Source organism: Klebsiella sp. PK18 (genome assembly GCF_057784655.1).
On sequence record NZ_CM173493.1, the window covers coordinates 650,683 to 673,374 of the forward strand.

Genomic DNA, 22,692 nt, shown 5'->3' on the forward strand with positions numbered 1-22,692 from the left:
CCCGGCCCTCTCCCAGAGGGAGAGGGGGAAAGGCGGACCGGCACCGATATTCAACGCTAGTGCCGAACGGTTCCCTCACCCAAAGGGCGAGGGGGAAAGGCGGATCGGCATCGGTATTCAAGGCCTGTGCCGAACGGTTCCCTCTCCCACCGGGAGAGGGTTAGGGTGAGGGGGCTACGCGCTGGCGGCGCTCCAGACCCGGCGCTTGCCACATCGACGTTGTCAGCCCGCTATCGACAAGGCCAAGCTGATCGGCGTACACCGTCTGCCATTTGCTCATCATCTCCTGATACAGCTCGCGATGCTGCGGATTCGGGGTGAACTCGCGGTGCCAGCTCACTAACCGTTCTCCTGTACTGGCCATATCGCCATACAGTCCGGCGCCGGTTCCGGCGGCGATAGCGCAGCCCAGCGCGGTGGCTTCGCGAACCACCGGCACCCGCACCGGCAGGCCGGTGACGTCGCTGAGGATCTGGCTCCACAGCGCGCCTTTAGAGCCGCCGCCGGCAAACACCAGGCTCTCGAATGTCACCCCGGAGAACTGGGAGATCTGCGCGAGGTTGCAGGCGGAGACAATCGCTGCGTTCTCCTCCAGCGCGCGGAACAGGGTCGCTTTGTTGCACTTCTCCGGATCGATGGAGAGGTTAATAAACGACGGCGCGGCGTGGTACCACTGCTTAAAGTGCATGGCGTCAGAAAAAATAGGCATCACGCCGTGGGAACCGGCGGGGACGCGGCTGGCCATCTCCTCCAGCAGCGAATAGGCATCGACGCCGAGCCGCTCGGCAATCAGTTTTTCTTCAGCGCAGAAGGCGTCGCGAAACCAGCGCATGGTCAGGCCGGTAAAGAAGCTGATCGATTCCGCCTGCGCCATGCCGGGAATGACATGAGGATTAACACGAATATTCATCTGCGGATCGGTACGCACCTGCGGCAGGTTGACCACCTGCTGCCAGAAAGTGCCGCCGAGTACCGCGGTTTGCCCGGCGCGCACCACCCCAAGGCCCAGGCAGCCGAGCTGGACGTCGCCGCCGCCCATCACCACCGGCGTCCCGGCGCGCAGGCCGCTCTGCTGTGCCGCCGTTTCGGTGACGGCGCCCAGCAGGGTACCGGTCTCTTTGACCGGCGACAGCATATCGGCGCGCAGCCCGGCCATATCCAGCAGCGCCGGACGCCAGTCGCGGCTGAACAGATCGAGCATGCCGGTGGTGCCGGCGTTTGACGGGTCGACCGCCAGCTCGCCGGAAAGCTTCGCCGCCAGCCAGTCGCTGATCATGGTGATGGTTGCCGCTTTGCGGTAGATATCGGGGCGGTGGTGCGCCAGCCACAGCAGGCGCGGCATGGCGCTGAGCGCCAGGGTTTGTCCCGAGACCTCGTATACCTCGGATTCGAAGCGATAGTCGTGGATCTCCTTAAGCTCCGCCACTTCGCGGCTGGCGCGGGCATCGACGTTGGCGCAGGCCCAGATGGCCTCGCCGTTGCGGTCATAGAGAACGATGCCTTCGCGCATCGAACAGCAGGCGACGGACTGAATATCGGCGGCAGAGAGCCGGGCGGCGTCGAGCGCCTGGCGAATGCACTGGCAGGCCAGCTGCCAGTTGGTGGTAAGGTCGAACTCCATCGAGCCGGGGACGTTATCAACGCTCAGGTGTTTCCATTCGGCCTGGCCTACCGCCAGCTGGCGGCCATTAAGATCGAAAATAACCGCCCGAATGCTGCCGGTCCCGGCATCTAACGCTAACAGGTAACTCATGACATGCGCCTCGCTGTTGTCGCGCGGCGCCAGGCCGTCAGGAGGCCAGGGTAAGCACCGCGCGTGCTGTTGTCTCTTCCGTTACCAGGCCATTAATGCGCTTGCCAATCAGAGCGGCATAAATCGCCTGCGCTTTTTCTTCTCCCCCGGCGACGCCGACGATGGTTGGCAGCTGCGCCAGCTCATCAAGGGTTACGCCGAGCAGTTCCCGATGGATCTCCAGTCCTTCTACCGGCCGGCCGTCGGCCTGCAGGAAATAACCTAAAATGTCGCCGACCGCGCCTTTGCGCGCGTACATCAGCTGTTCGCCCTCGCTGATATAGCCGGAGCGTAAAATCGTGGCGTCGCGCCGCTGATCGATGGCGCCAATGCCAACCACCGCCGCGTCCGCCGCCGTTGCTGCGAGGATCACGTCGCGCACGCTCGACTCACGGCGCAGGATCTCGGCGACCTCCGACGAAGAGACCCGCAGCGGCGCCGGAATAATGCTGACGCTGCAGGCGGCATCAAGCTGGCCGATGCCGGTCATATAGGGGCCGACGCCGCCGGAGAGGGTCACCAGCCGCACCTGCTGCGAGCCGATAAAGCCGCTGAGATGCTGCAGGCAGCTCATGGTGGCTTCGCCGAACCCGACCGCCAGTAGTTGACCCGGTTGCATAATGCCCATCAGCGACTGCGCCGCGCCGATACCCAGCCGGGTATTCATCGGCGGGGTGTTGAGCGCCGGCAGCACGCGGGCAATCTTGAGGCCAAAACGCTGCTGGAGTTCACTTTCCAGCGCCAGACAGCCCTCATAGCGTGAGTTGATCTGCACGCGGATCACCCCGGACTGGCGGCCTTTCTCCAGCAGACGGGAAATCTTCAGCCGCGGCAGCCCCAAACGCTCGCCGATGTCATTTTGCGTCAGGCCGTCGTGGTAGTAGCACCACGCCACCCGCGCCACCAGCTCTTCCTCGGCTAACGCCAGCCCGGCGTAGCGGTTCTCTTCCGTAATGCGTTTTTCGCTCATAAATTGAACTCTTATAAAAATTTAGATCATATGTTCGCTATTGCGCGGCCGGAAAGTGTGAGCCGACTGGCAAAACGGATCTTTCATCGCTGGCCCATTTTTTCCTGACGATCTAAAGCACCAAAGTGTGATCTTCGCACGGTTGTAAATATAGTTCACCGTCTACGCTTTTGAACATTATTAAATTTAAAAATCATTTGTTCAATCGAGGCGCGATGATGAAGCCACTGCTTGAAGCTCGCCAGATTTGCAAACAGTTCTCCGGCGTTGCGGTGCTCAAGGGCATTGATTTCACACTAGGCGCGGGCCAGGTGCATGCGCTGATGGGCGGCAACGGCGCGGGTAAATCGACGTTGATGAAGATCATCGCCGGCGTTGAAACGCCGGACAGCGGTGAACTGACGATCGGCGACCGCGCGTTTGCGCGCCTCAGCCCGGCGCTGGCCCACCAGCTGGGCATCTATCTGGTGCCGCAGGAGCCGATGCTGTTTCCCAACCTCAGCGTGCGCGAGAACATTCTTTTCCGCCTGCCGAAGCGGGCGGATACCGTCGCGCGACTGCAGGACAAACTGCGGCAGCTGAACTGCCAGATCAACCTCGATGCCAGCGCCAGCACGCTGGAAGTGGCCGATCAACAGATGGTCGAGATCCTGCGCGGCCTGATGCGCGAGGCGCGGATCCTGATCCTGGATGAACCCACCGCCTCTTTAACCCCGGGCGAAACGGAGAGGTTGTTTAGCCAGATCCGCGCGTTACAGGTGCTGGACGTGGGGATCGTGTTTATCTCGCACAAACTGCCCGAAATCCGCCAGCTTGCCAGCCATATTTCGGTGATGCGCGACGGCGCGGTGGTGCTGAGCGGCGAGACCGCGGCATACCGCGACGAGCAACTGATTAACGCGATGACGCCGGTCAGCCGCGACCATGCGCTGAGCGACACGCAAAAGCTGTGGCTGTCGCTACCGGGTAACCGCCGTACGCAACCGCAGGACTTTCCCGTGCTGCGGGTGGAGGATCTCACCGGAGAAGGTTTTATCGATCTCAATCTGGAGATCCGCGCCGGAGAGATCGTCGGTCTGGCCGGGCTGGTAGGATCCGGGCGCACCGAATTTGCCGAAACCCTATACGGCCTGCGTCCACCGCGCGCCGGGCGGATCTGGCTGGAGAACCGCGAGATTAGCCGCGACAGCACCCGCGCCAGGCTAGCCAGCGGGCTGGTCTATCTGCCGGAAGACCGCCAGGTCTCGGGGCTGTTTCTCGATGCGCCGGTGCGCTGGAACACGGTGATGTTCAATCAGCCGTCGTGGTGGCAGCAGGGGAAACGGGAGGCGGCGGTGGTTGAGCGCTATCACCGGGCGCTGGGGATCAAGCTGGCCGATGGCGATCAGCCGGTGCGCACTCTCTCTGGCGGCAACCAGCAGAAGGTGCTGCTGGCGCGCTGTCTGGAAGCTAATCCGTTGCTGCTGATTGTCGATGAGCCGACGCGCGGCGTGGATGTCTCCGCCCGCGCCGATATCTATCAACTGCTAAAAAGCGTTGCCGCGCAAAACGTGGCGGTGCTGATGATCTCCAGCGATCTGGATGAGTTCGTTGGCCTGGCCGACCGGGTGCTGGTGATGCATCAGGGCCGCTACAGCGGTGAGCTGGCGCGACAGGCGGTGACCGTCGATCGCATGATGACCCTGGCCTTCGGAGGGCAGGCATGAAAACGTTACTGAAGAATCGCGAACTGAGCGCCTTCTTTGCCATCGTGGCGCTCTTTGCCGTGCTGGTGGCGCTCAATCCAGCCTATTTCAGCCTGCAGACCCTGGCGATGATTTTCGCCAGCTCGCAGATCCTTTGCCTGCTGGCATTGGGCGCGACGCTGGTGATGCTGACCCGCAATATTGACGTGTCGGTAGGTTCGACCGTTGGGCTGTGCGCCATCGCCGTCGGTGTGGCGCTGAACAACGGTTACGGGCTGGCGACGGCTATCGCCTTCGCGCTGGCGATTGGCGCGCTGGCCGGAGCTTTTAACGGCCTGCTGGTGGTGGGGCTGCGCATCCCGGCGATCGTCGCGACGCTCGGTACGCTGGGGTTGTATCGCGGGGTGATGCTGCTATGGACCGGCGGGAAATGGATCGAGGGTTTGCCCGACAGCCTGAAATCGCTCTCGGAGCCCGCGTTTATCGGCGTGTCGCCGCTGGGCTGGCTGGTGCTGGCGCTGCTGCTGGCAGGCGGCTGGCTGTTGTCGCGTACCGCCTTTGGTCGTGATTTTTACGCCGTTGGCGATAACCTCGCCGCCGCGCGCCAGCTGGGGGTGGCGGTCAACCGTACGCGGATGCTGGCCTTTACCCTCAACGGTATGCTGGCGGCCTGCGCCGGGATCGTCTTCGCCGCGCAGATTGGTTTTGTGCCTAATCAGACCGGCAGCGGGCTGGAGATGAAAGCCATCGCCGCCTGCGTACTGGGCGGGATCTCGCTGCTCGGCGGTACCGGCACGCTGCTCGGCGCGTTTCTCGGCGCCTTTTTCCTCACCCAAATCGACACCGTGCTGGTGCTGTTCCGCCTTCCCGCCTGGTGGAATGACTTTATCGCCGGCCTGGTGCTGCTCGGCGTGCTGGTGCTCGATGGCCGCCTGCGCCAGGCGCTGGCCCGCCATCAGCGGGCGCTAAAGTACAGCCGTTTCCAGCCCGGTAATAAAGGGGGCAAACAGGTTGCCCGCTTTCCCGAACGCAAAAGCAAAGAGGTGGCTTAAATGAAGCTGAAGCTTAACTGGGAAAGCGCGCTGCTGGCGTTGCTGATCGCGGAAATCCTGCTGTTCGGCGCCTTGAATCCGCGCATGCTGGATCTCAATATGCTGCTCTTTAGCACCAGCGACTTTATCTGCATCGGTATTGTCGCGCTGCCGCTGACGCTGGTGATCATCAGCGGCGGGATCGATATTTCGCTGGGCTCGACCATCGGCCTGTGCGCCATCGCCCTCGGAGTGATGACCCAGGCGGGCTGGCCGCTGTGGCTCGCGGTATCGCTGACGTTGCTGTTGGGGCTGCTGTGCGGGTTATTTAACGCCGCGCTGATCCACTACACCGGCATCAGCCCGCTGGTGATCACGCTTGGTACGCTGTATCTGTATGGCGGCGGCGCGCTGCTGCTTTCCGGGATGGCCGGCGCGACCGGTTACGAGGGGATTGGCGGTTTTCCCGATAGCTTCACCGCCATCGCCAATTTAACCCTCGCCGGACTGCCGCTGCCGCTGGTGCTGTTCGCGATTATCACCTTTCTCTTCTGGCTGCTGGCCCATCGCGGGCGCTTTGGCCGCCATCTCTTTTTACTCGGGCAAAACCCGCGCGCCGCGCGCTATGCCGCGCTGTCGGTGAACGGCATCCCGTACGTGCTGTATGGCCTGGTGGGCGTCGCCTCGGCGGTCGCGGCGCTGGTGATGGTCTCCTATTTCGGCTCGGCGCGTTCGGATTTAGGCCGCGACCTGCTGATGCCGGCGCTGACCGCGGCGGTGCTCGGCGGGGCCAATATTTACGGCGGCTCGGGATCGATACTGGGTACCGCGCTGGCGGCATTGCTGGTGGGGTATCTGCAACAGGGTTTACAGATGGTCGGCATCCCCAACCAGGTGTCGAGCGCGCTGTCAGGGGCGCTGTTGGTTGTGGTGGTGATGGGGCGTTCGCTGAGCCTGCACCGTGAATGGGTGCGCGCGACCTGGCGGCGTCTTTTCTCGCATAGAACAATCGGAGCACAACAATGAAAACAAAACGTATCCTGCAGGTCAGCGCGCTGGCGCTGGCGATGAGCGTGGTTACCGCGCAAGCGGCGGACCGCATCGCCTTTATTCCTAAGCTGGTCGGCGTCGGCTTCTTTACCAGCGGCGGCAACGGCGCGAAAGAGGCGGGGAAAGCGCTGGGTGTGGATGTCACCTATGACGGTCCCACCGAGCCCAGCGTCTCCGGCCAGGTGCAGCTTATCAACAACTTCGTCAACCAGGGCTACAACGCGATTATCGTCTCCGCCGTTTCGCCGGACGGCCTGTGTCCGGCGCTGAAGCGGGCGATGCAGCGCGGGGTGAAAGTCCTGACCTGGGATTCCGATACCAAGCCGGAGTGCCGCAGCATCTATATCAACCAGGGTACGCCGCAGCAGCTCGGCGGCCTGCTGGTGGAGATGGCGGAAAAGCAGGTCAGCAAACCTGCCGCCAAAGTCGCGTTTTTCTACTCCAGCCCGACGGTGACCGACCAGAACCAGTGGGTGAAGGAAGCCAAAGCCAAAATCGAAAAAGAGCATCCGCAGTGGCAAATCGTCACCACCCAGTTTGGCTATAACGATGCCACCAAATCGCTGCAAACCGCCGAGGGGATCTTAAAAGCGTATCCGGATCTCGACGCCATTATCGCGCCGGATGCCAATGCGCTGCCGGCGGCGGCGCAGGCGGCGGAGAACCTCAAGCGTCAGGGCGTGGCGATCGTCGGCTTTAGTACACCGAACGTGATGCGCCCGTACGTTGAGCGCGGCACGGTGAAAGCGTTCGGCCTGTGGGATGTGGTTCAGCAGGGCAAAATTGCGGTTAACGTCGCCGATCGATTGTTGAAAAAGGGCGATCTTAACGTCGGCGACAGCGTTGAGGTGAAAGATATCGGCTCGCTGAAGGTTGAACCGAATAGCGTGCAGGGCTACCAGTATGAGGCGAAGGGCAACGGTATCGTGCTGCTGCCGGAGCGCGTGGTGTTCAGCAAAGAGAACATCAACAACTACGACTTCTGACGGAGGAAAAGATGGCTGATTTAGACGATATCAAAGAGGGTAAGGACTTCGGCATCGACCGCCCGCAGCAGAATACGCTGTATACCCTGAAAGGCTGTGGTTCACTGGATTGGGGCATGCAGTCACGGCTGGCGCGCATCTTTAATCCGCACAGCAACCGCACGGTGATGCTGGCCTTCGATCACGGCTACTTCCAGGGGCCAACGACCGGGCTGGAGCGTATCGACCTGTCGATTGCGCCGCTGTTTGCCGACACCGACGTGCTGATGTGCACCCGCGGCGTACTGCGCAGCCAGGTACCGGCGGCCACCAATAAGCCGGTGGTGCTGCGCGCCTCCGGCGGCAATTCGATTTTGAGCGAACTCTCCAACGAATGCGTGGCGGTGGCGATGGAAGACGCGCTGCGTCTCAACGTATGCGCGGTGGCGGCGCAGGTCTATATCGGCAGCGAATACGAACATCAGTCGATCAATAACATCATCAAACTGGTGGATGCCGGTAATCGCTACGGTATGCCGGTACTGGCGGTTACCGGCGTCGGCAAAGAGATGACCCGCGACGCGCGCTACTTCTCGCTGGCCAGCCGGATTGCCGCCGAAATGGGGGCGCAGTTTGTGAAGACCTATTTCGTTGAGGAAGGCTTTGAAAAAGTGACCGCCAGCTGTCCGGTGCCGATCGTCATCGCCGGCGGTAAAAAACTGCCGGAGCATGAGGCGCTGGAGATGTGCTGGCGGGCGATCGATCAGGGGGCGTCCGGGGTGGATATGGGGCGCAATATTTTCCAGTCCAGCGCCCCGCGCGCGATGCTGAAGGCGGTGAAAAAGGTGGTGCATGAGAATCTGAACGCGCGCGAAGCGTATCAGTTCTGGCAGGAAGAGAAACAGGGAGAGCTGAAATGAATGTGACGCTGGTGGAGATCAATATTAAACCCGAGCGGGTGGATGAGTTTCTTGAGGTGTTTCGCGCCAACCACGAAGGCGCGCTGCAGGAGCCGGGCAACCTGCGCTTTGATGTCCTGCAGGATCCCGAGGTGAAAACCCGCTTTTTTATCTACGAAGCCTATAAAGACGATGAGGCGGTGCTGGCGCATAAGAAGACGCCGCACTATTTAGCCTGCGTCGAAAAGCTGGAGGAGATGATGTCGCAGCCGCGGCAGAAACGCAGCTTTATCGGCCTGTTGCCGCAGGTATGAGGATTTTCCTTCCCCCTTTCCCTGTGGGAGAGGGGGAAGGGCACTTATTACGCTTCTTCAACCGAGACGCGCAGGGCCGCCAGCGCCTTACGCGCCGCTTTCAGCACCTGCTCACACTGCTCCAGGGTGAGGGTCAGCGGCGGTTCAACGCGGATCGTCTTGGCGTTGTTTAACGTCCCGGCGACCAGCACCCGCTGTCTGAACATCTCGCTGGCAAAGTCGTAGCCAATCTCGTTATCGACAAACTCGATGGCCATCAGCATGCCTTTCCCGCGCACTTCATTCACCAGGTCCGGATACTCCTGCGCCAGCAGGCGGAACCCGTCCAGCAGCATATCGCCTTTCTGCGCCGCCTGCGCCGGCAGGTTTTGCGTCAACAGCACGTTGATCGTCGCCAGCGCCGCCGCACAGGCCAACGGGTTGCCGCCGAAGGTGGTGGTGTGCAGGAACGGGTTGTCGAACAGCACCGAGAAGACCTCTTCCGTCGCCACCGTCGCGCCGATCGGCATCACACCGCCGCCGAGCGCTTTCGCCAGACACAGAATATCGGGCTGAACGTTCTCATGCTCGCAGGCGAACATCTTGCCGGTGCGGCCCATGCCGGTCTGCACTTCGTCGAGGATCAGCAGGGCGCCAAACTCATCGCACAGCTTACGCACCGCCGGCAAATACCCCTGCGGCGGGAGGATCACGCCCCCTTCGCCCTGAATCGGCTCGAGGATCACCGCCGCGACGTCGTCGCCGGTTTTCTTGCACTCGCTCAGCATGGTGCGCATGGCGTTGATATCGCCGAACGGCACGTGGCGGAAGCCCGGCAGCAGCGGCATAAAGGGTTTGCGGAAGGTCGACTTGGCGGTGGCCGACAGCGCACCCAGCGATTTACCGTGGAAGGCGCCGCTGGTGGCGATGAAGGTAAATTTACCGCGCGGCGACTGATAGGCTTTCGCCAGCTTGATAGCCGCCTCTACCGATTCGGTACCGCTGTTGCAGAAGAAACTGTACTTTAGTTTGCCGGGCGTTAAGGCTGCCAGGGTTTTCGCCAGCATCGCGCGTAGCGGATCCAGCAGTTCCTGACTGTGAAGCGGTTGTTTCGCGAGTTGATTCTCGACGGCGGATACCACAACTGGATTACGGTGCCCTACATTGAAGATGCCAAACCCACCAAGGCAGTCGATAAATTCCTGTCCCTGGGTGTCGACAAGCGTATTTAACCCTCCCGCTTGCCACTCTACGGCTCCGTAATCCCCGCCGGCTGTGACCGATTTTCGATACTCTAAAAACCCCGGATTCACATGCTCTTTAAAGTATTCCCTGACCTCCTGGTTAAGTGCTTTCATTTCCTCATGATCAAGCGTGCGCTTTTCAATGAGATTCAGTGCGTGTGCGCTGCAGGCCAGAGCCGATGCGCTGGAAGGTAACCTGTTCAAAATGTGCTCCTGGGGCGGACGTATCACACGATACTGGATTAAGTATTGCAGGGATTACGCCAGTTCGGCAGAAGCGGTGAAAATCGGGATAAATGCAAAGTAAAAGACGAAATGTGTAAAATTTAATCTCATTGCGCCACTATTGGCACGTTTTATTCCTGAGCTGACGAGATTTTCTGCCTGGCGGCGATGAACGGGGCGATCCGTCGTGGTGCGAGCTGCCCCAGGGCGGGGCAGCCGGTGGTAACAAAAGAGGCTTAGTCGAGCTGAGAGATCTCCATCGCCGCCCGGTCGATAATGCCGATGATCTGCTTGAGCTGGGCGGTACTGCTGGCCTGCTGGTTCACTTTCAGGTCGAGGACCGCTTTGAAGTTTTCCAGCGCGCGCTTCATCTGCGGATCCCGGCGCAGCTCGCAGCCGACCATCCGCGCCTGCAGACGCTCCTGGATATGGGCCAGGTGCTCCTGGTTCTCGGCGTGCAGCTGTTTTCCTTCCTCGCTGATAACGATTTTTTTACGTCCGTTGTCATCTTCCACGCTGATAAGGCCCTGGTCCTGGAGCAGATCCAGCGTCGGGTAGATCACCCCCGGGCTGGGGCTGTAGTTCCCCTGGGTAAGCGTTTCGATCTCTTTGATCAGCTCATAGCCATGGCTGGCGTTGCGGCTGAGGATATCCAGAATGATCAGCCGCAGTTCACCGTGGCCAAAGAAACGCTGGCGACGTCCGCCGCCGCGGCGGCCATGGTCGCCGTGTTCGCTGGGATCACCGTGGCGCCCGCGTGGCCCACGCCCCTCTTCATGATGATGTCGCATGGTTACCTCCTGCTGTTTTTGATATATCTAATTTATATCTAAAAAATGAATGTTCGCAATGCTGGTTGCTATTTATTTTTTAATATATTGATATATATGTAATTATTTTCTGGCTGTGGATTTTGATGCGGTTTGTTTTGACTATATCAAAAAAAGACTTGCATTCTTTTTAGTTGGCAATCATTATCATTTGCATCAAGTTTAGATATATCTATTTACCGTTCACGAAGGCAATCGATGATGACAAAAACCAAAGCAGACAAGTACCCGCAGCGTGTCCGCAATGAGCTGCGTTTCCGTGAGCTGACGGTGCTGCGCGTGGAGCGCGCAGGCGCGGCGTTCCAGCGTATCGTGCTGGGAGGCGAGACGCTGGAAGGCTTCGCTTCTCACGGCTTTGACGATCATACCAAGCTTTTTTTCCCCGAGCCGGGCGCGGCATTTACCCCGCCGCAGGTGACCGAGGAGGGGATTGACTGGGGCGAGGGAGTGCGGCCTGCCACTCGTGACTATACGCCGCTGTACGATGCCGAACGTCACGAGCTGACTTACGATTTCTATATCCACGATGGCGGTATCGCCAGCCGCTGGGCGCTGGAAGCAAAAGTGGGCGATAAGCTGGTGATCGGCGGCCCGCGCGGCTCGCTGGTGGTGCCGGAAGATTATGCCTGGCAGCTGTATGTTTGCGATGAGTCCGGCATGCCGGCGCTGCGCCGTCGTCTGCTGGGATTACGCCAGTTGCCGGCAAGGCCGCAGGTGACGGCCATCGTTACTATCGCCGATGCGTCGTATAAAGATTATCTGGCGGATCTCGACGGCTTTAACATCGAGTGGGTGGTGGGCCACAACCCGGCCTTCGTCGCCGAGCGTCTGGCCCAGGTGAAGGTGCCGGCGGAGGATTATTTCATCTGGCTGACCGGCGAAGGCGCGGTGGTGAAATCGCTGCTGGCGCGCTTTGAAGACGAGAGTATCGATCAGCAGCTGGTGCGTTCCCAGGCGTACTGGCACAGTAAGTAAAAAGCCATCGTGGTAAAACCCGGATAGCGGCTTGCGCCTTATCCGGGCTACGGTTGGCGCCGATTTGTAGCCCCGGTAAGCGCTGCGCCACCGGGGAAGGCTTATCGTTCCGCCAGGGCCTTAAACACCATCGCTACCGCATGGGCGCCGGGGTCCATGTTGCCGAGCAGGCTATTGCTGTTGAGATAGGACGCTCGTCCGGCGCCAGCTTTGCCCGACTGGCAGGTGCGATCCGCCCCGGCCTGCGCCGCGGCAAAAGCGGCCTGCAGATTCTCCGGTTCGGCCAGCAGCGCCGCCAGCGCCGGCTGCAGAGCGTCGATCATCGTCCGGTCTCCCTCATCGGCGCCGCCGTAAAACTTCATCTGTTCCAGACCGGCGTTCAGCGCCTCGGCCACGCTGGCGCCTTGTCCCAGCTTCTGCCCGGCAGCGGTGAAGAAGATAGACATCAATACCCCGCTGGAGCCGCCCATCACCACCGTCAGACGTTCGCCGATCAGCGCGAAGAGCGTTGGCAGATCGTTTAGCGGCAGCTGCTGGCGCTGCAGCAGGTCGGCAATCTCACGCGCCCCGGCGGCGAAGGTGGAGCCGGTATCCCCATCGCCCACTTTGGCGTCCAGCGCGTTGAGATGGGCTTCAAGGCCGGAGAGGGCGCCGGTCACCTGCGCGACGTAATCGCCCACCTGCGGGTTGGTTGAGGGCGTAAAGTCGACGCGCGCGCTGGCGAGAGTGGACGGCATGATGTTAACTGCCCGCGGCTGCACCGGCGTCTGCCAGCCGGCGGTTTCCACGTCCGACAGCAGCGCTTTTTCAATACCCTCCTCCAGCACGATGGCGCTCAGCGAGAAGCCTTTCATATCCAGCGCCGTCACCAGCGAGGCCGGGCCTATTAACCAGTCAACGCGCGCCTGCAGCGGGGTGTTGGCCAGCTCGCGGGTGAGGATCGCCATCTCAGCCACCGACACGCCGCCGAGGTTATTAAGCATCACCGCCAGGCGGCCGGTTTCCGGCAGGGCGGCAGTCAGTTTTTCCACCATCAGGTTGACGATTTCCGCACTGTTTTGCGTGGCGATCGTCGAGGCGCCCGGCTCACCGTGGATGCCCATTCCCAGCTCGGCGTGACCGGCCTGATGGCGCGGCGCGCTGTCGGCTTCCTGCGGCAGGTGGCAGCTGGCCAGCGCCACCCCGATGCTGGCGGTATGGCTGGCGGCGTATTGCGCTTCACGCTGGACGGTGGCGAGGTTGAAGCCGCGCTCGGCGAAATAGCCCGCCACTTTATGCACCAGAATGGTCCCGGCGATGCCGCGCGGCTGCTTGTTATCCGGCAGCGAAATGTCGTCGCCGACGATCAGCATCTCCACATTGTAGCCGAGACGGCGCGCTTTCTCCGCCGCCAGGCCGAAGTTAAGCCGATCGCCGGTGTAGTTTTTGACGATCAGCAGGCAGCCCGCCTCGCCGGTCACCGCCTGAATGGCGGTAAGCACCGCGTCGACGCTCGGCGAGGCGAACAGATCGCCGCAGACCGCGGCGGTCAGCATGCCTTTACCAATAAAGCCGACGTGCGCCGGTTCATGGCCGGCGCCGCCGCCGGAGATCACCGCCACGTTGTTTTTATTCAGATCGCGACGGACCACCACCCGGATCGCCGGGTCGCTCTCCAGACGGGCGAGGTTATTCCACGGGCTGGCGATAATGGTACCCTCAATCACATCGTTGACGAGGCTGGCGCGCTGGTTAAAAAAGAATTGAGACATAGTGGTTCCTGAAGAGTAAGCGAAAACTCACCCTCCGGAGGCAGGCCTCCGGAGCGGTAACGGTCAACGTGAATTTTAGTCACGGATAAGGCGTTGGTTACGCATATCGAGCGCGATGGCTTCGCCAGGCTGAATATCATTTAGCGCCTCGCCCTGCTGGCACAGCCAGACGATCCCCGCGGCGCGGGCGATAATCGCGCCGTGAGCCTGTTCGCTGCCATCGCGCAGGCACAGGCCTTTAATGAGGCTGGTATCCAGTTGTAAGACGGTTGAGGGATAAATGTTGTCGGCAATAATAATTGTTGGCTCGCCGGGCGTCGGCAGCGTCTCCTGAATACCCTGCAGATGGCGCAGGGTGCGCTGCAGAATATCTTCGATATCGATATAGCGCGCCTGCAGGTAGGGGTCATCCAGCTGGCGATACTGCTGGCTGAGCTCCATTAGCACCTGATGCCACGCCCATTCCGCCGAGCATTGTTCGGTGAGCAGACGATCGTTGGCGGCATCAAACAGATCGTCATCGTCGAGCAGGGTGTGGTGCCCGGCGAAGATCGCCGCGATATCGGCGTTAAATTTATTTTCCGCCAGCTCGGTCAGGGCGATAAGATCCGCCAGCGTCTGGTCGATGGCCTGGCGCAGGCGCTGCTGCTCGCGGGCAGCATCGGCGGCAGCCGGGCGGAGCGGCTGGATCAGGGCCAGCGGATAGCGCAGGGCTGCGCCTTCGACGCGCTCGGGCGTTGCCGGAGCCGCTGCCGGTTGCCCCGCAGGCGATTCACCGAAGTTATCGGCGGCCAGCGTCTGAAACGCCGCCAGCGCCGCGTCGGCATCCGGACCGCGGGCCAGCAGGCGCAGCTTATCGTTGCGGCGGACCTGCAATAGCGCGATTTGGTTGAGGCTGTCCGGTTTGACGCACTTCCCGTTTTTCTCCAGCAGCAGATCGGCGTTAAAACCCGCCAGCGCGGCGACCAGCTTCGACGCTGGACGCACGTGCAGGCCGTTGTGGTTGTTAATAATAACTGAAACCGATTTTGTGTCGCCATCGTCGGCAAGCGTCGGCGCCGGCGCGGCGTCAGAAGTTGGCGAAGGTAAACCCAGCTGAACCCGCTTGGCCTCCAGGGCGCTCATGGCGTCGGCGATCACCTTGTCGATCCCGGCGCCGGAGGCAGCGCTGACGGTGGCCGCCAGCGTCCCCTCCACCAGCGGCGCGGCGCACAGCCGCACCTTCGCGGCAATCGCCGGATCGAGCAGATCGAGGGCGGTTTCGGCGCTGAGCAACGCGCTGCCGATATCCATCATCACCAGCACGTGATCGGTATCGGCCACGGATTCGATCGCCTCCATGACTTTAAGCGGATCGGTGCCGATCGGGCTGTCTGGATCGTCGATCCCGGCGGCGATCGCCAGTTTGCAGCCATCGTTGATTAACATCTGCCGGGCCAGTTCTCCGACACCTTCGCCCAGCCGGGCGCTATGAGAAACAATAACCAGGTTTACCATCGCGATTTCCTTACTCTTTGGCGGCGGCGGCCAGCATCTGAACCATAAATAGCACCGAGGTTGCGCCGGGATCCTGATGTCCGATGCTGCGCTCGCCGAGATAGCTGGCGCGGCCTTTACGCGCCTGCATGGTGATGGTGGCGTGGGCCGCACGCTCGGCCACTTCGCAGGCGGCATCCAGCGCGGCGGCGATCGACAGGTGCTGCTCGCTGGACTGGCGCAGGGAGTCCGCCACCGGCAGCCAGACGTCGCACATGGTTTTATCCCCTGGCTCCGCTTTGCCGCGGTTGACCACCCCGTCCGCGCCTTCGCGGATCATCAGGTATAGTTCGTCGAGGGTCAGGCTTTGGTGGGCCTGAGTGACCTGCGCGGCGCGAATAAAGAAGGTGCCGAACAGCGGGCCGCTGGCGCCGCCAACGTTGGAGAGCAGCGTCATGCCGGTATTTTTCAGGATAAAGCCAATATCTTTATCGGCGATCGACGGCAGCTTTTCGACCACTTTACTAAAGCCGCGGTGCATATTGAGACCGTGGTCGGCGTCGCCGATCTCTTTATCGAGGCCGGTGAGAAAATCGCTCTCTTTGGTGAAAATGTCGCCGCAGCGGTACAGCCAGTCGACGATTTGCGTTCTGTTCAGTGACATGTCGTGCTCCTTAGTTTCCCCAGTTCAGCGCCGGGGTATGAACCGGGGCGTCCCATAGCGCCAGCGTCTCATCATCCACTTTCAGCAGGGTGATGGAGAAGCCCGACATATCCAGCGAGGTGCAGTAGCTGCCGATGAGGTTGCGTTCGATGATGATGCCAGACGCTTCGCAGCGCTGGGCGAGACGGTGATACACGCCGTACAGTTCGGACAGCGGGGTGACGCCGAGGTTATTGACCAGCGCGATGACCCGGTCGCCGTTTTGCAGCGCGGTTTTGCTCTGCTTCACTTCCTGCCACGCGCCCTTGACGGTATCCCACTGGCGCAGCGTGCGGCTGTAGGCGCCATTCTCCAGCAGGGTATCGAACATCTCATCGACGGTTTGGTCGAGCGAGCTGAAGCGGCGGCGGTCGATGCCCGGCTCGCCGTGAATGCCGACACCGAACTCCATCTCGTCATCTTTCAGCGTAAAGGAGGGCTGCCCGGCGGCCGGTACGGTGCAGGCGCCGAGAGCGATACCAATCGAGTGGCCGAGATTGTTCAGGCGGCGGCCCAGTTCAGCGCAGGCTTCCAGCGAGTCACCGCGCTCGGCGGCGGCGCCGACCAGTTTTTCGATCAACACGGTATTGGCGACGCCGCGGCGACCAGCGGTATAGAGACTGTCTTTCACCGCCACGTCGTCGTCGACCACTACGGTGGTGACTTTAATGCCGCTCTCATGCAGCAGCTCGGTGGCGGTTTCGAAGTTCAGGATGTCGCCGGTGTAGTTTTTGATAATCAGCAGAACGCCTTCGCCGCCGTCAATTTGCATCGCGCATTCGAACATTTTGTCCGGCGTCGGCGAGGTGAAAATTTCCCCCGGGCAGGCGCCAGAGAGCATGCCCTGGCCGATATAGCCGCAGTGCATCGGCTCATGTCCGCTGCCGCCGCCGGAGAGCAAGGCCACCTTGCCGGCCACCGGCGCGTCGGTGCGGGTCACATATAGCGGGTCCTGATGCAGGGTCAGCTGCGGATGGGCTTTAGCCAGCCCCTGTAATTGTTCATTCAGTACATCTTCAACACGGTTAATCAGCTTTTTCATTATTCAGTGCTCCGTTGGAGAAGGTTCGATGCGGCCTCTCTGCTGGCGGAGGCGGTCATCGCGTAGGGGTATCGTCTGACGGTGGAGCGTGCCTGGCGATATGATGATTCTGGCTGAGCGGACGAAAAAAAGAATGCCCCGACGATCGGGTTTCATTACGAAACATTGCTTCCTGATTTTGTTTCTTTATGGAACGTTTTTGCCGAGGATACGGTGAAAATGCGAGCTGGCGCGCTTTTTTTCTTCTGTCATAAGCGGCGGTCAGGATGGCTGGCGAAGCGGGTGGGAAAAAATTTTTGCTGATTTTCTGCCGGCTGCGGGAGAAAAAAAGGCCGAAAAGGGGGGATGGTAAGGGCATTATGCGGCAGATGAGCGGATCGGGATCGCAATCCTGACAGAGAACAGGGTTTTTTGTTCCAATATGGAACGTAAAAAATTAACCTGTGTTTCATATCAGAACAAAAAGGCGAAAGATTTTTTTGTTCCCTGCCGGCCCTACAGTGATCGCACTGCTCCGGTACCGTTCCGTTCAGGCCGCGTTTTCCGGCCGGCGCGGATAACGCCAGGGCTCTTCATGTCTACATGCGCACTTATTTGAGGGTGAAAGGAATGCTAAAAGTTATTCAATCTCCAGCCAAATATCTTCAGGGTCCTGATGCTGCTGTCCTGTTCGGTCAATATGCCAAAAACCTGGCGGATAGCTTCTTCGTCATCGCCGACGATTTCGTGATGAAGCTGGCGGGAGAGAAAGTGGTGAATGGTCTGCAGAGCCACGATATTCGCTGCCATGCGGAACGGTTTAACGGTGAATGCAGCCATGCGGAAATTAACCGTCTGATGGCGATTTTGCAAAAACAGGGCTGCCGCGGCGTGGTTGGCATCGGCGGTGGTAAAACCCTCGATACCGCGAAGGCGATCGGTTACTACCAGAAGCTGCCGGTGGTGGTGATCCCGACCATCGCCTCGACCGATGCGCCAACCAGCGCGCTGTCGGTGATCTACACCGAAGCGGGCGAGTTTGAAGAGTATCTGATCTATCCGAAAAACCCGGATATGGTGGTGATGGACACGGCGATTATCGCCAAAGCGCCGGTACGCCTGCTGGTCTCCGGCATGGGCGATGCGCTCTCCACCTGGTTCGAGGCCAAGGCCTGCTACGATGCGCGCGCCACCAGCATGGCCGGGGGGCAGTCCACCGAGGCGGCGCTGAGCCTCGCCCGCCTGTGCTATGATACGCTGCTGGCGGAGGGCGAAAAGGCCCGTCTGGCGGCGCAGGCCGGGGTGGTCACCGAAGCGCTGGAGCGCATCATCGAGGCGAACACCTACCTCAGCGGCATTGGCTTTGAAAGCAGTGGCCTGGCCGCCGCCCACGCGATCCACAACGGTTTCACCATTCTGGAAGAGTGCCACCATCTGTATCACGGTGAGAAAGTGGCCTTCGGTACCCTGGCGCAGCTGGTGCTGCAGAACAGCCCGATGGATGAGATTGAAACGGTGCTGGGCTTCTGCCAGCGCGTCGGCCTGCCGGTGACCCTCGCGCAGATGGGCGTCAAAGAGGGGATCGACGCGAAAATCGCCGCGGTGGCGAAAGCCACCTGTGCGGAAGGGGAGACCATCCACAATATGCCGTTCGCGGTGACCCCGGAGAGTGTGCACGCCGCTATCCTCACCGCCGATCTGTTAGGCCAGCAGTGGCTGGCGCGTTAATTCGCGGTGGCTAAACCGCTGGCGCCGGTCGGCGGTTTTTCTTTCTCCCCTCTGGCAGTGGCTGCCGGAGGGGTTCTCTATGGTAAAACGCGGAAAACAGTATGACTGTTCAGACTCAGGATACCGGGAAGGCGGTCTCTGCCGTCATCGCCCAGTCATGGCATCGCTGCAGCAAGTTTATGCAGCGTGAAACCTGGCAAAAGCCGCACCAGGCCCAGGGCCTGACCTTCGACTCCATCTGTCGGCGTAAAACCGCGCTGCTGACCATCGGTCAGGCGGCGCTGGAGGACGCCTGGGAGTTTATGGACGGTCGCCCCTGCGCGCTGTTTATTCTTGATGAGACCGCCTGCATCCTGAGCCGCTGCGGCGAACCGCAAACGCTGGCCCAGCTGGCTGACCAGGGATTTCGCGACGGCAGCTACTGCGCGGAGAGCATTATCGGCACCTGCGCGCTGTCGCTGGCCGCGATGCAGGGGCAGCCGATCAACACCGCCGGCGATCGGCATTTTAAGCAGGCCCTGCAGCCATGGAGCTTTTGTTCGACGCCGGTGTTTGATAATCACGGGCGGCTATTCGGCTCCATCTCCCTCGGTTGCCTGGTGGAGAATCAATCCAGCGCCGACCTTTCCCTGACGCTGGCCATCGCCCGCGAGGTGGGCAATTCACTGCTCACCGACAGCCTGCTGGCGGAATCCAACCGCCACCTCAATCAGATGTACGGCCTGCTGGAGAGCATGGACGATGGGGTGATGGCGTGGAACGAGCAGGGCGTCCTGCAGTTTCTCAATGTTCAGGCGGCGAGACTGCTGCATCTTGATGCCCAGGCCAGCCAGGGGAAAAATATCGCCGATCTGGTGACCCTCCCGGCGCTGCTGCGCCGCGCCATCAAACACGCCCGCGGCCTGAATCACGTCGAAGTCACCTTTGAAAGCCAGCATCAGTTTGTCGACGCGGTGATCACCTTAAAACCGATTGTCGAGGCGCAAGGCAACAGCTTTATCCTGCTCCTGCACCCGGTGGAGCAGATGCGGCAGCTGATGACCAGCCAGCTCGGTAAAGTCAGCCACACCTTTGAGCAGATGTCTGCTGACGATCCGGAAACCCGGCGCCTGATCCACTTTGGCCGCCAGGCGGCGCGCGGCGGCTTCCCGGTGCTGCTGTGCGGCGAAGAGGGGGTCGGGAAAGAGCTGCTGAGCCAGGCCATCCACAATGAAAGCGAGCGGGCGGGCGGCCCCTACATCGCCGTCAACTGCCAGCTGTATGCCGACAGCGTGTTGGGCCAGGACTTTATGGGCAGCGCCCCCACTGATGATGAGAATGGCCGCCTGAGCCGGCTTGAGCTGGCCAACGGCGGCACCCTGTTTCTGGAAAAGATTGAGTATCTGGCGCCGGAGCTGCAGTCGGCTCTGCTGCAGGTCATTAAGCAGGGAGTGCTCACCCGCCTTGACGCCCGGCGCCTGATCCCGGTGGATGTGAAGGTGATCGCCACCACCACCGTCGATCTGGCCAACCTGGTGGAGCAGAACCGCTTTAGCCGCCAGCTGTACTATGCGCTGCACTCGTTCGAGATCGTCATCCCGCCGCTGCGCGCCCGACGCAACAGTATTCCGTCGCTGGTGCATAACCGCCTGAAAAGCCTGGAGAAGCGTTTCTCTTCGCGACTGAAAGTGGACGATGACGCGCTGGCGCAGCTGGTGGCCTACTCGTGGCCGGGGAATGATTTTGAGCTCAACAGCGTCATTGAGAATATCGCCATCAGCAGCGACAACGGCCACATTCGCCTGAGTAATCTGCCGGAATATCTCTTTTCCGAGCGGCCGGGCGGGGATAGCGCGTCATCGCTGCTGCCGGCCAGCCTGACCTTTAGCGCCATCGAAAAGGAAGCTATTATTCACGCCGCCCGGGTGACCAGCGGGCGGGTGCAGGAGATGTCGCAGCTGCTCAATATCGGCCGCACCACCCTATGGCGCAAAATGAAGCAGTACGATATTGACGCCAGCCAGTTCAAGCGCAAGCATCAGGCCTAGTCTCCTCGATACGCGCCATGGAGAACAGGGCATCCAACAGGCGATTGCTGTAGCGTAGCGGTATCGATAAGTGAGACGGGTCCGGCGGGTAACGAGGTTAACTTTCCCCGGCAGGACGCCGGGGAGCAGGGTTATTTTTTGATGACCGCGCTGAGATCGCCGAGTTTAGCGGTGGGGTTCTTGTGGCACTCCTGCAGCATTTTCGGTACCGAGACGGTCTCGACTTCATGCCAGTCGACATAGTCGCCGCCGCTGAAGTCGGTGTTGCGATTCACGACCCAGAAGGCCACGGGGGTCATGCTTTTCGGGTTCATATCCATAAACTCCTGACAGGTCATATTCTGCGGTGTGGTTTCCTGAACCGCGAACGCCGGGCTGGTCATCAGACAGAATGTGGTGGCCGCCGCGGTCAACACGAGTGCTTTAGGTAAATTCATTTTCTTCTCCAGTGATAAAATACGGCTTAAGCCTGGGCGTGCTTCATCTTATTGCGCAGGACCAGAAAGCCGATGGCGCTAAATATCATTTCAACGCCGATAAATGCGGTGATAAATAACCAGCTTTGCTGCGGATTCATGGCCAGCCACAGACAGGCGATAAGTAAATCCAGCAGGCCAATAAAAATATTCCAGCCAGCGCCGCTTTGTTTTCGGGTTTTACATCCGCTGACGATGCGGGAAATACCGCCGAGAACAAATAAAAAGCCAAATAAAATGGCCAGACTGCTCATACCGTTGAGGGGATTGACGACAAAGCTCAGGCCGAGCACGATCCAGGCGATGGCGAAGATCAGCGCCACCAGGCGTGATTTCCAGTGCTGCTGGCGGAAGACAATCAAGCTGTACAGTGAATAGAAGCCACAGATCATCAACAACATGCCGGTTACCACGGCGAGATACCAACCGGCGACCAACGGCCAGGCCAGGCAACAGGCCCCGCAGATAAACAGCAGGGCGGCCATCATGCCGGCATGCCGTTTATATCGTAAGAAGATGCGTGGACTAAACGCATTTAAAGTGTAATGGCTAAACATAAACATAATTGCTCCGCAGATCCCGGTAGGCGGCCTGGTGCTGAAATAAACGTATGGTTTATTCCGCGGGCCAAAAAAAATGTCTGAGAAAAATAGTAGGCCGCGGTATCGCCAGGCGTAAATAAGAGCGCCGAGGTCACTTTATACGCCTGGTCTGACAGCTGTCAGACCAGGCCCGCAATATCGCTTCCGGGCTCTGATTCTCAATAACCACGATATTTTTTAAGCTGGCTGCGTTTGGTGATGCTTACCGATTTTAATCAGGAGTTAACAATGAAAAAAGTCATTCTGGCGAGCCTGCTGGCAACCATGATGGGTACCTCTCCGGTGTGGGCGGCAGACAGCGCGACGGCAGCGCCAACCGCGGCAGCCACGGCGCAGGTACAGAAAGAAGCTGCCGATGTGCTGCAGGTGGCGGTGCAGGGCGCGAACGCGATGCGCGACGTCCAGTTCGCCCGTCTGGCGCTGTTCCACGGCCAGCCGGAGAGCGCCAAAAAACTGACAGACGACGCCGCCGCGCTGCTGGCCGCCGATGACGCCAGCTGGGCGAAGTTCGTGAAAACTGACGCCACAGCAAAAATGATCGCCGATCGCTATGTGGTGATCAACGCGACCGTCGCCCTGTCTGAAGACTACGTGGCCACACCGGAAAAAGAGAGTGCCATTAAATCTGCCAACGAAAAGCTGGCGAAAGGTGACCAGAAAGGGGCTATTGATACCCTGCGTCTGGCCGGCATCGGCGTGATCGAGAACCAGTATCTGATGCCGCTCAACCAGACCCGTAAAGCGGTGGCGCAGGCGCAAAAACTGCTGAAAGCCGGGAAGTATTACGAAGCGAATCTGGTGCTGAAGGGCGCTGAAGAGGGCATTGTGGTGGATAGCGAGATGCTGGTGGCAGGCAACTGATCCTCGTTCCACCCTGAGAGAGCGCAGAGGAAGAAACTGACATGGATGTCCCCTTAACGCTCGGGCAGGCGGACTGCCCGAGCGGAAC

Annotated in this window: 20 protein-coding genes and 2 pseudogenes; 10 read left to right on the plus strand and 12 right to left on the minus strand. The window is 60.3% G+C overall.

Going from position 1 to position 22,692, the window contains the following annotated elements; all coding sequences use genetic code 11:
- Positions 1–160: 160 nt before the first annotated feature.
- Together lsrK and lsrR are read right to left on the minus strand one after the other, a co-directional pair.
- Entirely contained in the window at positions 161–1,753 is a 1,593-nt protein-coding gene (gene lsrK / locus AC3EMD_RS03225) for an autoinducer-2 kinase (RefSeq protein WP_302073926.1), read from the minus strand.
- Between the two features lie 37 nt (positions 1,754–1,790).
- Complete coding sequence (gene lsrR, locus AC3EMD_RS03230) at positions 1,791–2,762, minus strand: transcriptional regulator LsrR (protein WP_302073927.1); 972 nt, start codon at positions 2,760–2,762, stop codon at positions 1,791–1,793.
- A gap of 218 nt (positions 2,763–2,980) precedes the next feature.
- Between lsrR and lsrA the strand changes: the two genes are divergently transcribed.
- Genes lsrA through lsrG form a run of 6 tightly spaced genes read left to right on the plus strand, consistent with a single transcriptional unit; the run spans position 2,981 to position 8,706 of the window.
- The gene (gene lsrA, locus AC3EMD_RS03235) at positions 2,981–4,468 is read left to right on the plus strand and encodes an autoinducer 2 ABC transporter ATP-binding protein LsrA (RefSeq protein WP_012540509.1); all 1,488 of its coding nucleotides are present in this window, start codon (positions 2,981–2,983) and stop codon (positions 4,466–4,468) included.
- Entirely contained in the window at positions 4,465–5,499 is a 1,035-nt protein-coding gene (gene lsrC, locus AC3EMD_RS03240) for an autoinducer 2 ABC transporter permease LsrC (RefSeq protein WP_016161856.1), read from the plus strand. The genes lsrA and lsrC overlap by 4 nt, the downstream gene beginning before the upstream one ends.
- Entirely contained in the window at positions 5,500–6,504 is a 1,005-nt protein-coding gene (gene lsrD / locus AC3EMD_RS03245; RefSeq protein WP_023323308.1) for an autoinducer 2 ABC transporter permease LsrD, read from the plus strand.
- Complete coding sequence (lsrB, locus tag AC3EMD_RS03250) at positions 6,501–7,514, plus strand: autoinducer 2 ABC transporter substrate-binding protein LsrB (protein ID WP_008806564.1); 1,014 nt, start codon at positions 6,501–6,503, stop codon at positions 7,512–7,514. Before lsrD ends, lsrB begins: the two co-directional genes overlap by 4 nt.
- 11 nt (positions 7,515–7,525) lie before the next feature.
- Positions 7,526–8,413 carry a 3-hydroxy-5-phosphonooxypentane-2,4-dione thiolase gene (lsrF, locus tag AC3EMD_RS03255; protein WP_002917724.1) on the plus strand — a complete coding sequence of 296 codons (888 nt, stop codon included), beginning with the start codon at positions 7,526–7,528 and terminating at the stop codon, positions 8,411–8,413.
- Positions 8,410–8,706: a (4S)-4-hydroxy-5-phosphonooxypentane-2,3-dione isomerase gene (lsrG, locus tag AC3EMD_RS03260; protein ID WP_002917723.1), complete on the plus strand. Its 297-nt coding sequence runs from the start codon at positions 8,410–8,412 to the stop codon at positions 8,704–8,706. Before lsrF ends, lsrG begins: the two co-directional genes overlap by 4 nt.
- Positions 8,707–8,753: 47 nt before the next feature.
- Here lsrG and ygjG read toward each other — a convergent pair whose 3' ends face one another.
- Both ygjG and AC3EMD_RS03270 read right to left on the minus strand, forming a co-directional pair.
- Complete coding sequence (gene ygjG, locus AC3EMD_RS03265; RefSeq protein ID WP_012540512.1) at positions 8,754–10,133, minus strand: putrescine aminotransferase; 1,380 nt, start codon at positions 10,131–10,133, stop codon at positions 8,754–8,756.
- 257 nt (positions 10,134–10,390) lie between these two features.
- Positions 10,391–10,945: a PadR family transcriptional regulator gene (locus AC3EMD_RS03270; RefSeq protein WP_012967200.1), complete on the minus strand. Its 555-nt coding sequence runs from the start codon at positions 10,943–10,945 to the stop codon at positions 10,391–10,393.
- A gap of 237 nt (positions 10,946–11,182) precedes the next feature.
- Here AC3EMD_RS03270 and AC3EMD_RS03275 point away from each other — a divergent pair, with 237 nt between their 5' ends.
- The gene (locus AC3EMD_RS03275; protein ID WP_022066313.1) at positions 11,183–11,959 is read left to right on the plus strand and encodes a siderophore-interacting protein; all 777 of its coding nucleotides are present in this window, start codon (positions 11,183–11,185) and stop codon (positions 11,957–11,959) included.
- A gap of 101 nt (positions 11,960–12,060) precedes the next feature.
- Here the strand turns inward: AC3EMD_RS03275 and AC3EMD_RS03280 are convergent, their stop codons facing one another.
- The 5 genes and pseudogenes from AC3EMD_RS03280 to AC3EMD_RS03300 form a co-directional block, all read right to left on the minus strand.
- The gene (locus tag AC3EMD_RS03280) at positions 12,061–13,710 is read right to left on the minus strand and encodes a glycerone kinase (RefSeq protein WP_302073928.1); all 1,650 of its coding nucleotides are present in this window, start codon (positions 13,708–13,710) and stop codon (positions 12,061–12,063) included.
- Between the two features lie 75 nt (positions 13,711–13,785).
- Entirely contained in the window at positions 13,786–15,207 is a 1,422-nt protein-coding gene (dhaM, locus tag AC3EMD_RS03285; RefSeq protein ID WP_070612098.1) for a dihydroxyacetone kinase phosphoryl donor subunit DhaM, read from the minus strand.
- 10 nt (positions 15,208–15,217) lie between these two features.
- A complete protein-coding gene (gene dhaL, locus AC3EMD_RS03290) occupies positions 15,218–15,850 on the minus strand; it encodes a dihydroxyacetone kinase subunit DhaL (protein WP_008806558.1) in 633 nt (210 codons plus the stop codon).
- A 10-nt stretch (positions 15,851–15,860) separates the two neighbouring features.
- Positions 15,861–16,931, minus strand: coding sequence for a dihydroxyacetone kinase subunit DhaK (gene dhaK, locus AC3EMD_RS03295; protein ID WP_302073929.1), 1,071 nt, complete (start codon positions 16,929–16,931; stop codon positions 15,861–15,863).
- A gap of 155 nt (positions 16,932–17,086) precedes the next feature.
- Positions 17,087–17,289 (minus strand): annotated as a pseudogene (locus AC3EMD_RS03300) (hypothetical protein).
- A gap of 251 nt (positions 17,290–17,540) precedes the next feature.
- On the opposite strand from AC3EMD_RS03300, the gene AC3EMD_RS03305 reads away from it, so the two are divergent.
- Together AC3EMD_RS03305 and dhaR are read left to right on the plus strand one after the other, a co-directional pair.
- Positions 17,541–18,638, plus strand: coding sequence for a glycerol dehydrogenase (locus tag AC3EMD_RS03305; protein WP_023298237.1), 1,098 nt, complete (start codon positions 17,541–17,543; stop codon positions 18,636–18,638).
- A 101-nt stretch (positions 18,639–18,739) separates the two neighbouring features.
- Complete coding sequence (dhaR, locus tag AC3EMD_RS03310; RefSeq protein WP_302073930.1) at positions 18,740–20,665, plus strand: dihydroxyacetone kinase operon transcriptional regulator DhaR; 1,926 nt, start codon at positions 18,740–18,742, stop codon at positions 20,663–20,665.
- On the opposite strand, the pseudogene AC3EMD_RS03315 reads toward dhaR, so the two are convergent.
- From AC3EMD_RS03315 to AC3EMD_RS03325, 3 genes and pseudogenes are all read right to left on the minus strand, one after another.
- Positions 20,643–20,720: pseudogene (locus AC3EMD_RS03315) on the minus strand (cob(I)yrinic acid a,c-diamide adenosyltransferase); the annotation flags it as partial. The gene dhaR and the pseudogene AC3EMD_RS03315 overlap by 23 nt on opposite strands.
- A gap of 76 nt (positions 20,721–20,796) precedes the next feature.
- Positions 20,797–21,102: an acid-activated periplasmic chaperone HdeB gene (gene hdeB, locus AC3EMD_RS03320; protein WP_094917591.1), complete on the minus strand. Its 306-nt coding sequence runs from the start codon at positions 21,100–21,102 to the stop codon at positions 20,797–20,799.
- 26 nt (positions 21,103–21,128) lie between these two features.
- Complete coding sequence (locus tag AC3EMD_RS03325; RefSeq protein WP_012967205.1) at positions 21,129–21,704, minus strand: HdeD family acid-resistance protein; 576 nt, start codon at positions 21,702–21,704, stop codon at positions 21,129–21,131.
- 237 nt (positions 21,705–21,941) lie between these two features.
- Between AC3EMD_RS03325 and AC3EMD_RS03330 the strand changes: the two genes are divergently transcribed.
- Positions 21,942–22,604 carry a YfdX family protein gene (locus tag AC3EMD_RS03330; protein WP_162493302.1) on the plus strand — a complete coding sequence of 221 codons (663 nt, stop codon included), beginning with the start codon at positions 21,942–21,944 and terminating at the stop codon, positions 22,602–22,604.
- Positions 22,605–22,692 lie beyond the last annotated feature (88 nt).

Coding starts and splice junctions, on each gene's coding strand:
- dhaL (WP_008806558.1), bottom strand. CDS start 15,850: ATGTCACTGAACAGAACGCAAATCGTCGACTGGCTGTACCGCTGCGGC.
- lsrD (WP_023323308.1), top strand. CDS start 5,500: ATGAAGCTGAAGCTTAACTGGGAAAGCGCGCTGCTGGCGTTGCTGATC.
- dhaK (WP_302073929.1), bottom strand. CDS start 16,931: ATGAAAAAGCTGATTAACCGTGTTGAAGATGTACTGAATGAACAATTA.
- lsrK (WP_302073926.1), bottom strand. CDS start 1,753: ATGAGTTACCTGTTAGCGTTAGATGCCGGGACCGGCAGCATTCGGGCG.
- lsrC (WP_016161856.1), top strand. CDS start 4,465: ATGAAAACGTTACTGAAGAATCGCGAACTGAGCGCCTTCTTTGCCATC.
- lsrB (WP_008806564.1), top strand. CDS start 6,501: ATGAAAACAAAACGTATCCTGCAGGTCAGCGCGCTGGCGCTGGCGATG.
- dhaM (WP_070612098.1), bottom strand. CDS start 15,207: ATGGTAAACCTGGTTATTGTTTCTCATAGCGCCCGGCTGGGCGAAGGT.
- lsrG (WP_002917723.1), top strand. CDS start 8,410: ATGAATGTGACGCTGGTGGAGATCAATATTAAACCCGAGCGGGTGGAT.
- AC3EMD_RS03280 (WP_302073928.1), bottom strand. CDS start 13,710: ATGTCTCAATTCTTTTTTAACCAGCGCGCCAGCCTCGTCAACGATGTG.
- dhaR (WP_302073930.1), top strand. CDS start 18,740: ATGACTGTTCAGACTCAGGATACCGGGAAGGCGGTCTCTGCCGTCATC.
- AC3EMD_RS03275 (WP_022066313.1), top strand. CDS start 11,183: ATGATGACAAAAACCAAAGCAGACAAGTACCCGCAGCGTGTCCGCAAT.
- lsrA (WP_012540509.1), top strand. CDS start 2,981: ATGAAGCCACTGCTTGAAGCTCGCCAGATTTGCAAACAGTTCTCCGGC.
- AC3EMD_RS03330 (WP_162493302.1), top strand. CDS start 21,942: ATGCTTACCGATTTTAATCAGGAGTTAACAATGAAAAAAGTCATTCTG.
- AC3EMD_RS03325 (WP_012967205.1), bottom strand. CDS start 21,704: ATGTTTATGTTTAGCCATTACACTTTAAATGCGTTTAGTCCACGCATC.
- lsrR (WP_302073927.1), bottom strand. CDS start 2,762: ATGAGCGAAAAACGCATTACGGAAGAGAACCGCTACGCCGGGCTGGCG.
- hdeB (WP_094917591.1), bottom strand. CDS start 21,102: ATGAATTTACCTAAAGCACTCGTGTTGACCGCGGCGGCCACCACATTC.
- lsrF (WP_002917724.1), top strand. CDS start 7,526: ATGGCTGATTTAGACGATATCAAAGAGGGTAAGGACTTCGGCATCGAC.
- AC3EMD_RS03305 (WP_023298237.1), top strand. CDS start 17,541: ATGCTAAAAGTTATTCAATCTCCAGCCAAATATCTTCAGGGTCCTGAT.
- AC3EMD_RS03270 (WP_012967200.1), bottom strand. CDS start 10,945: ATGCGACATCATCATGAAGAGGGGCGTGGGCCACGCGGGCGCCACGGT.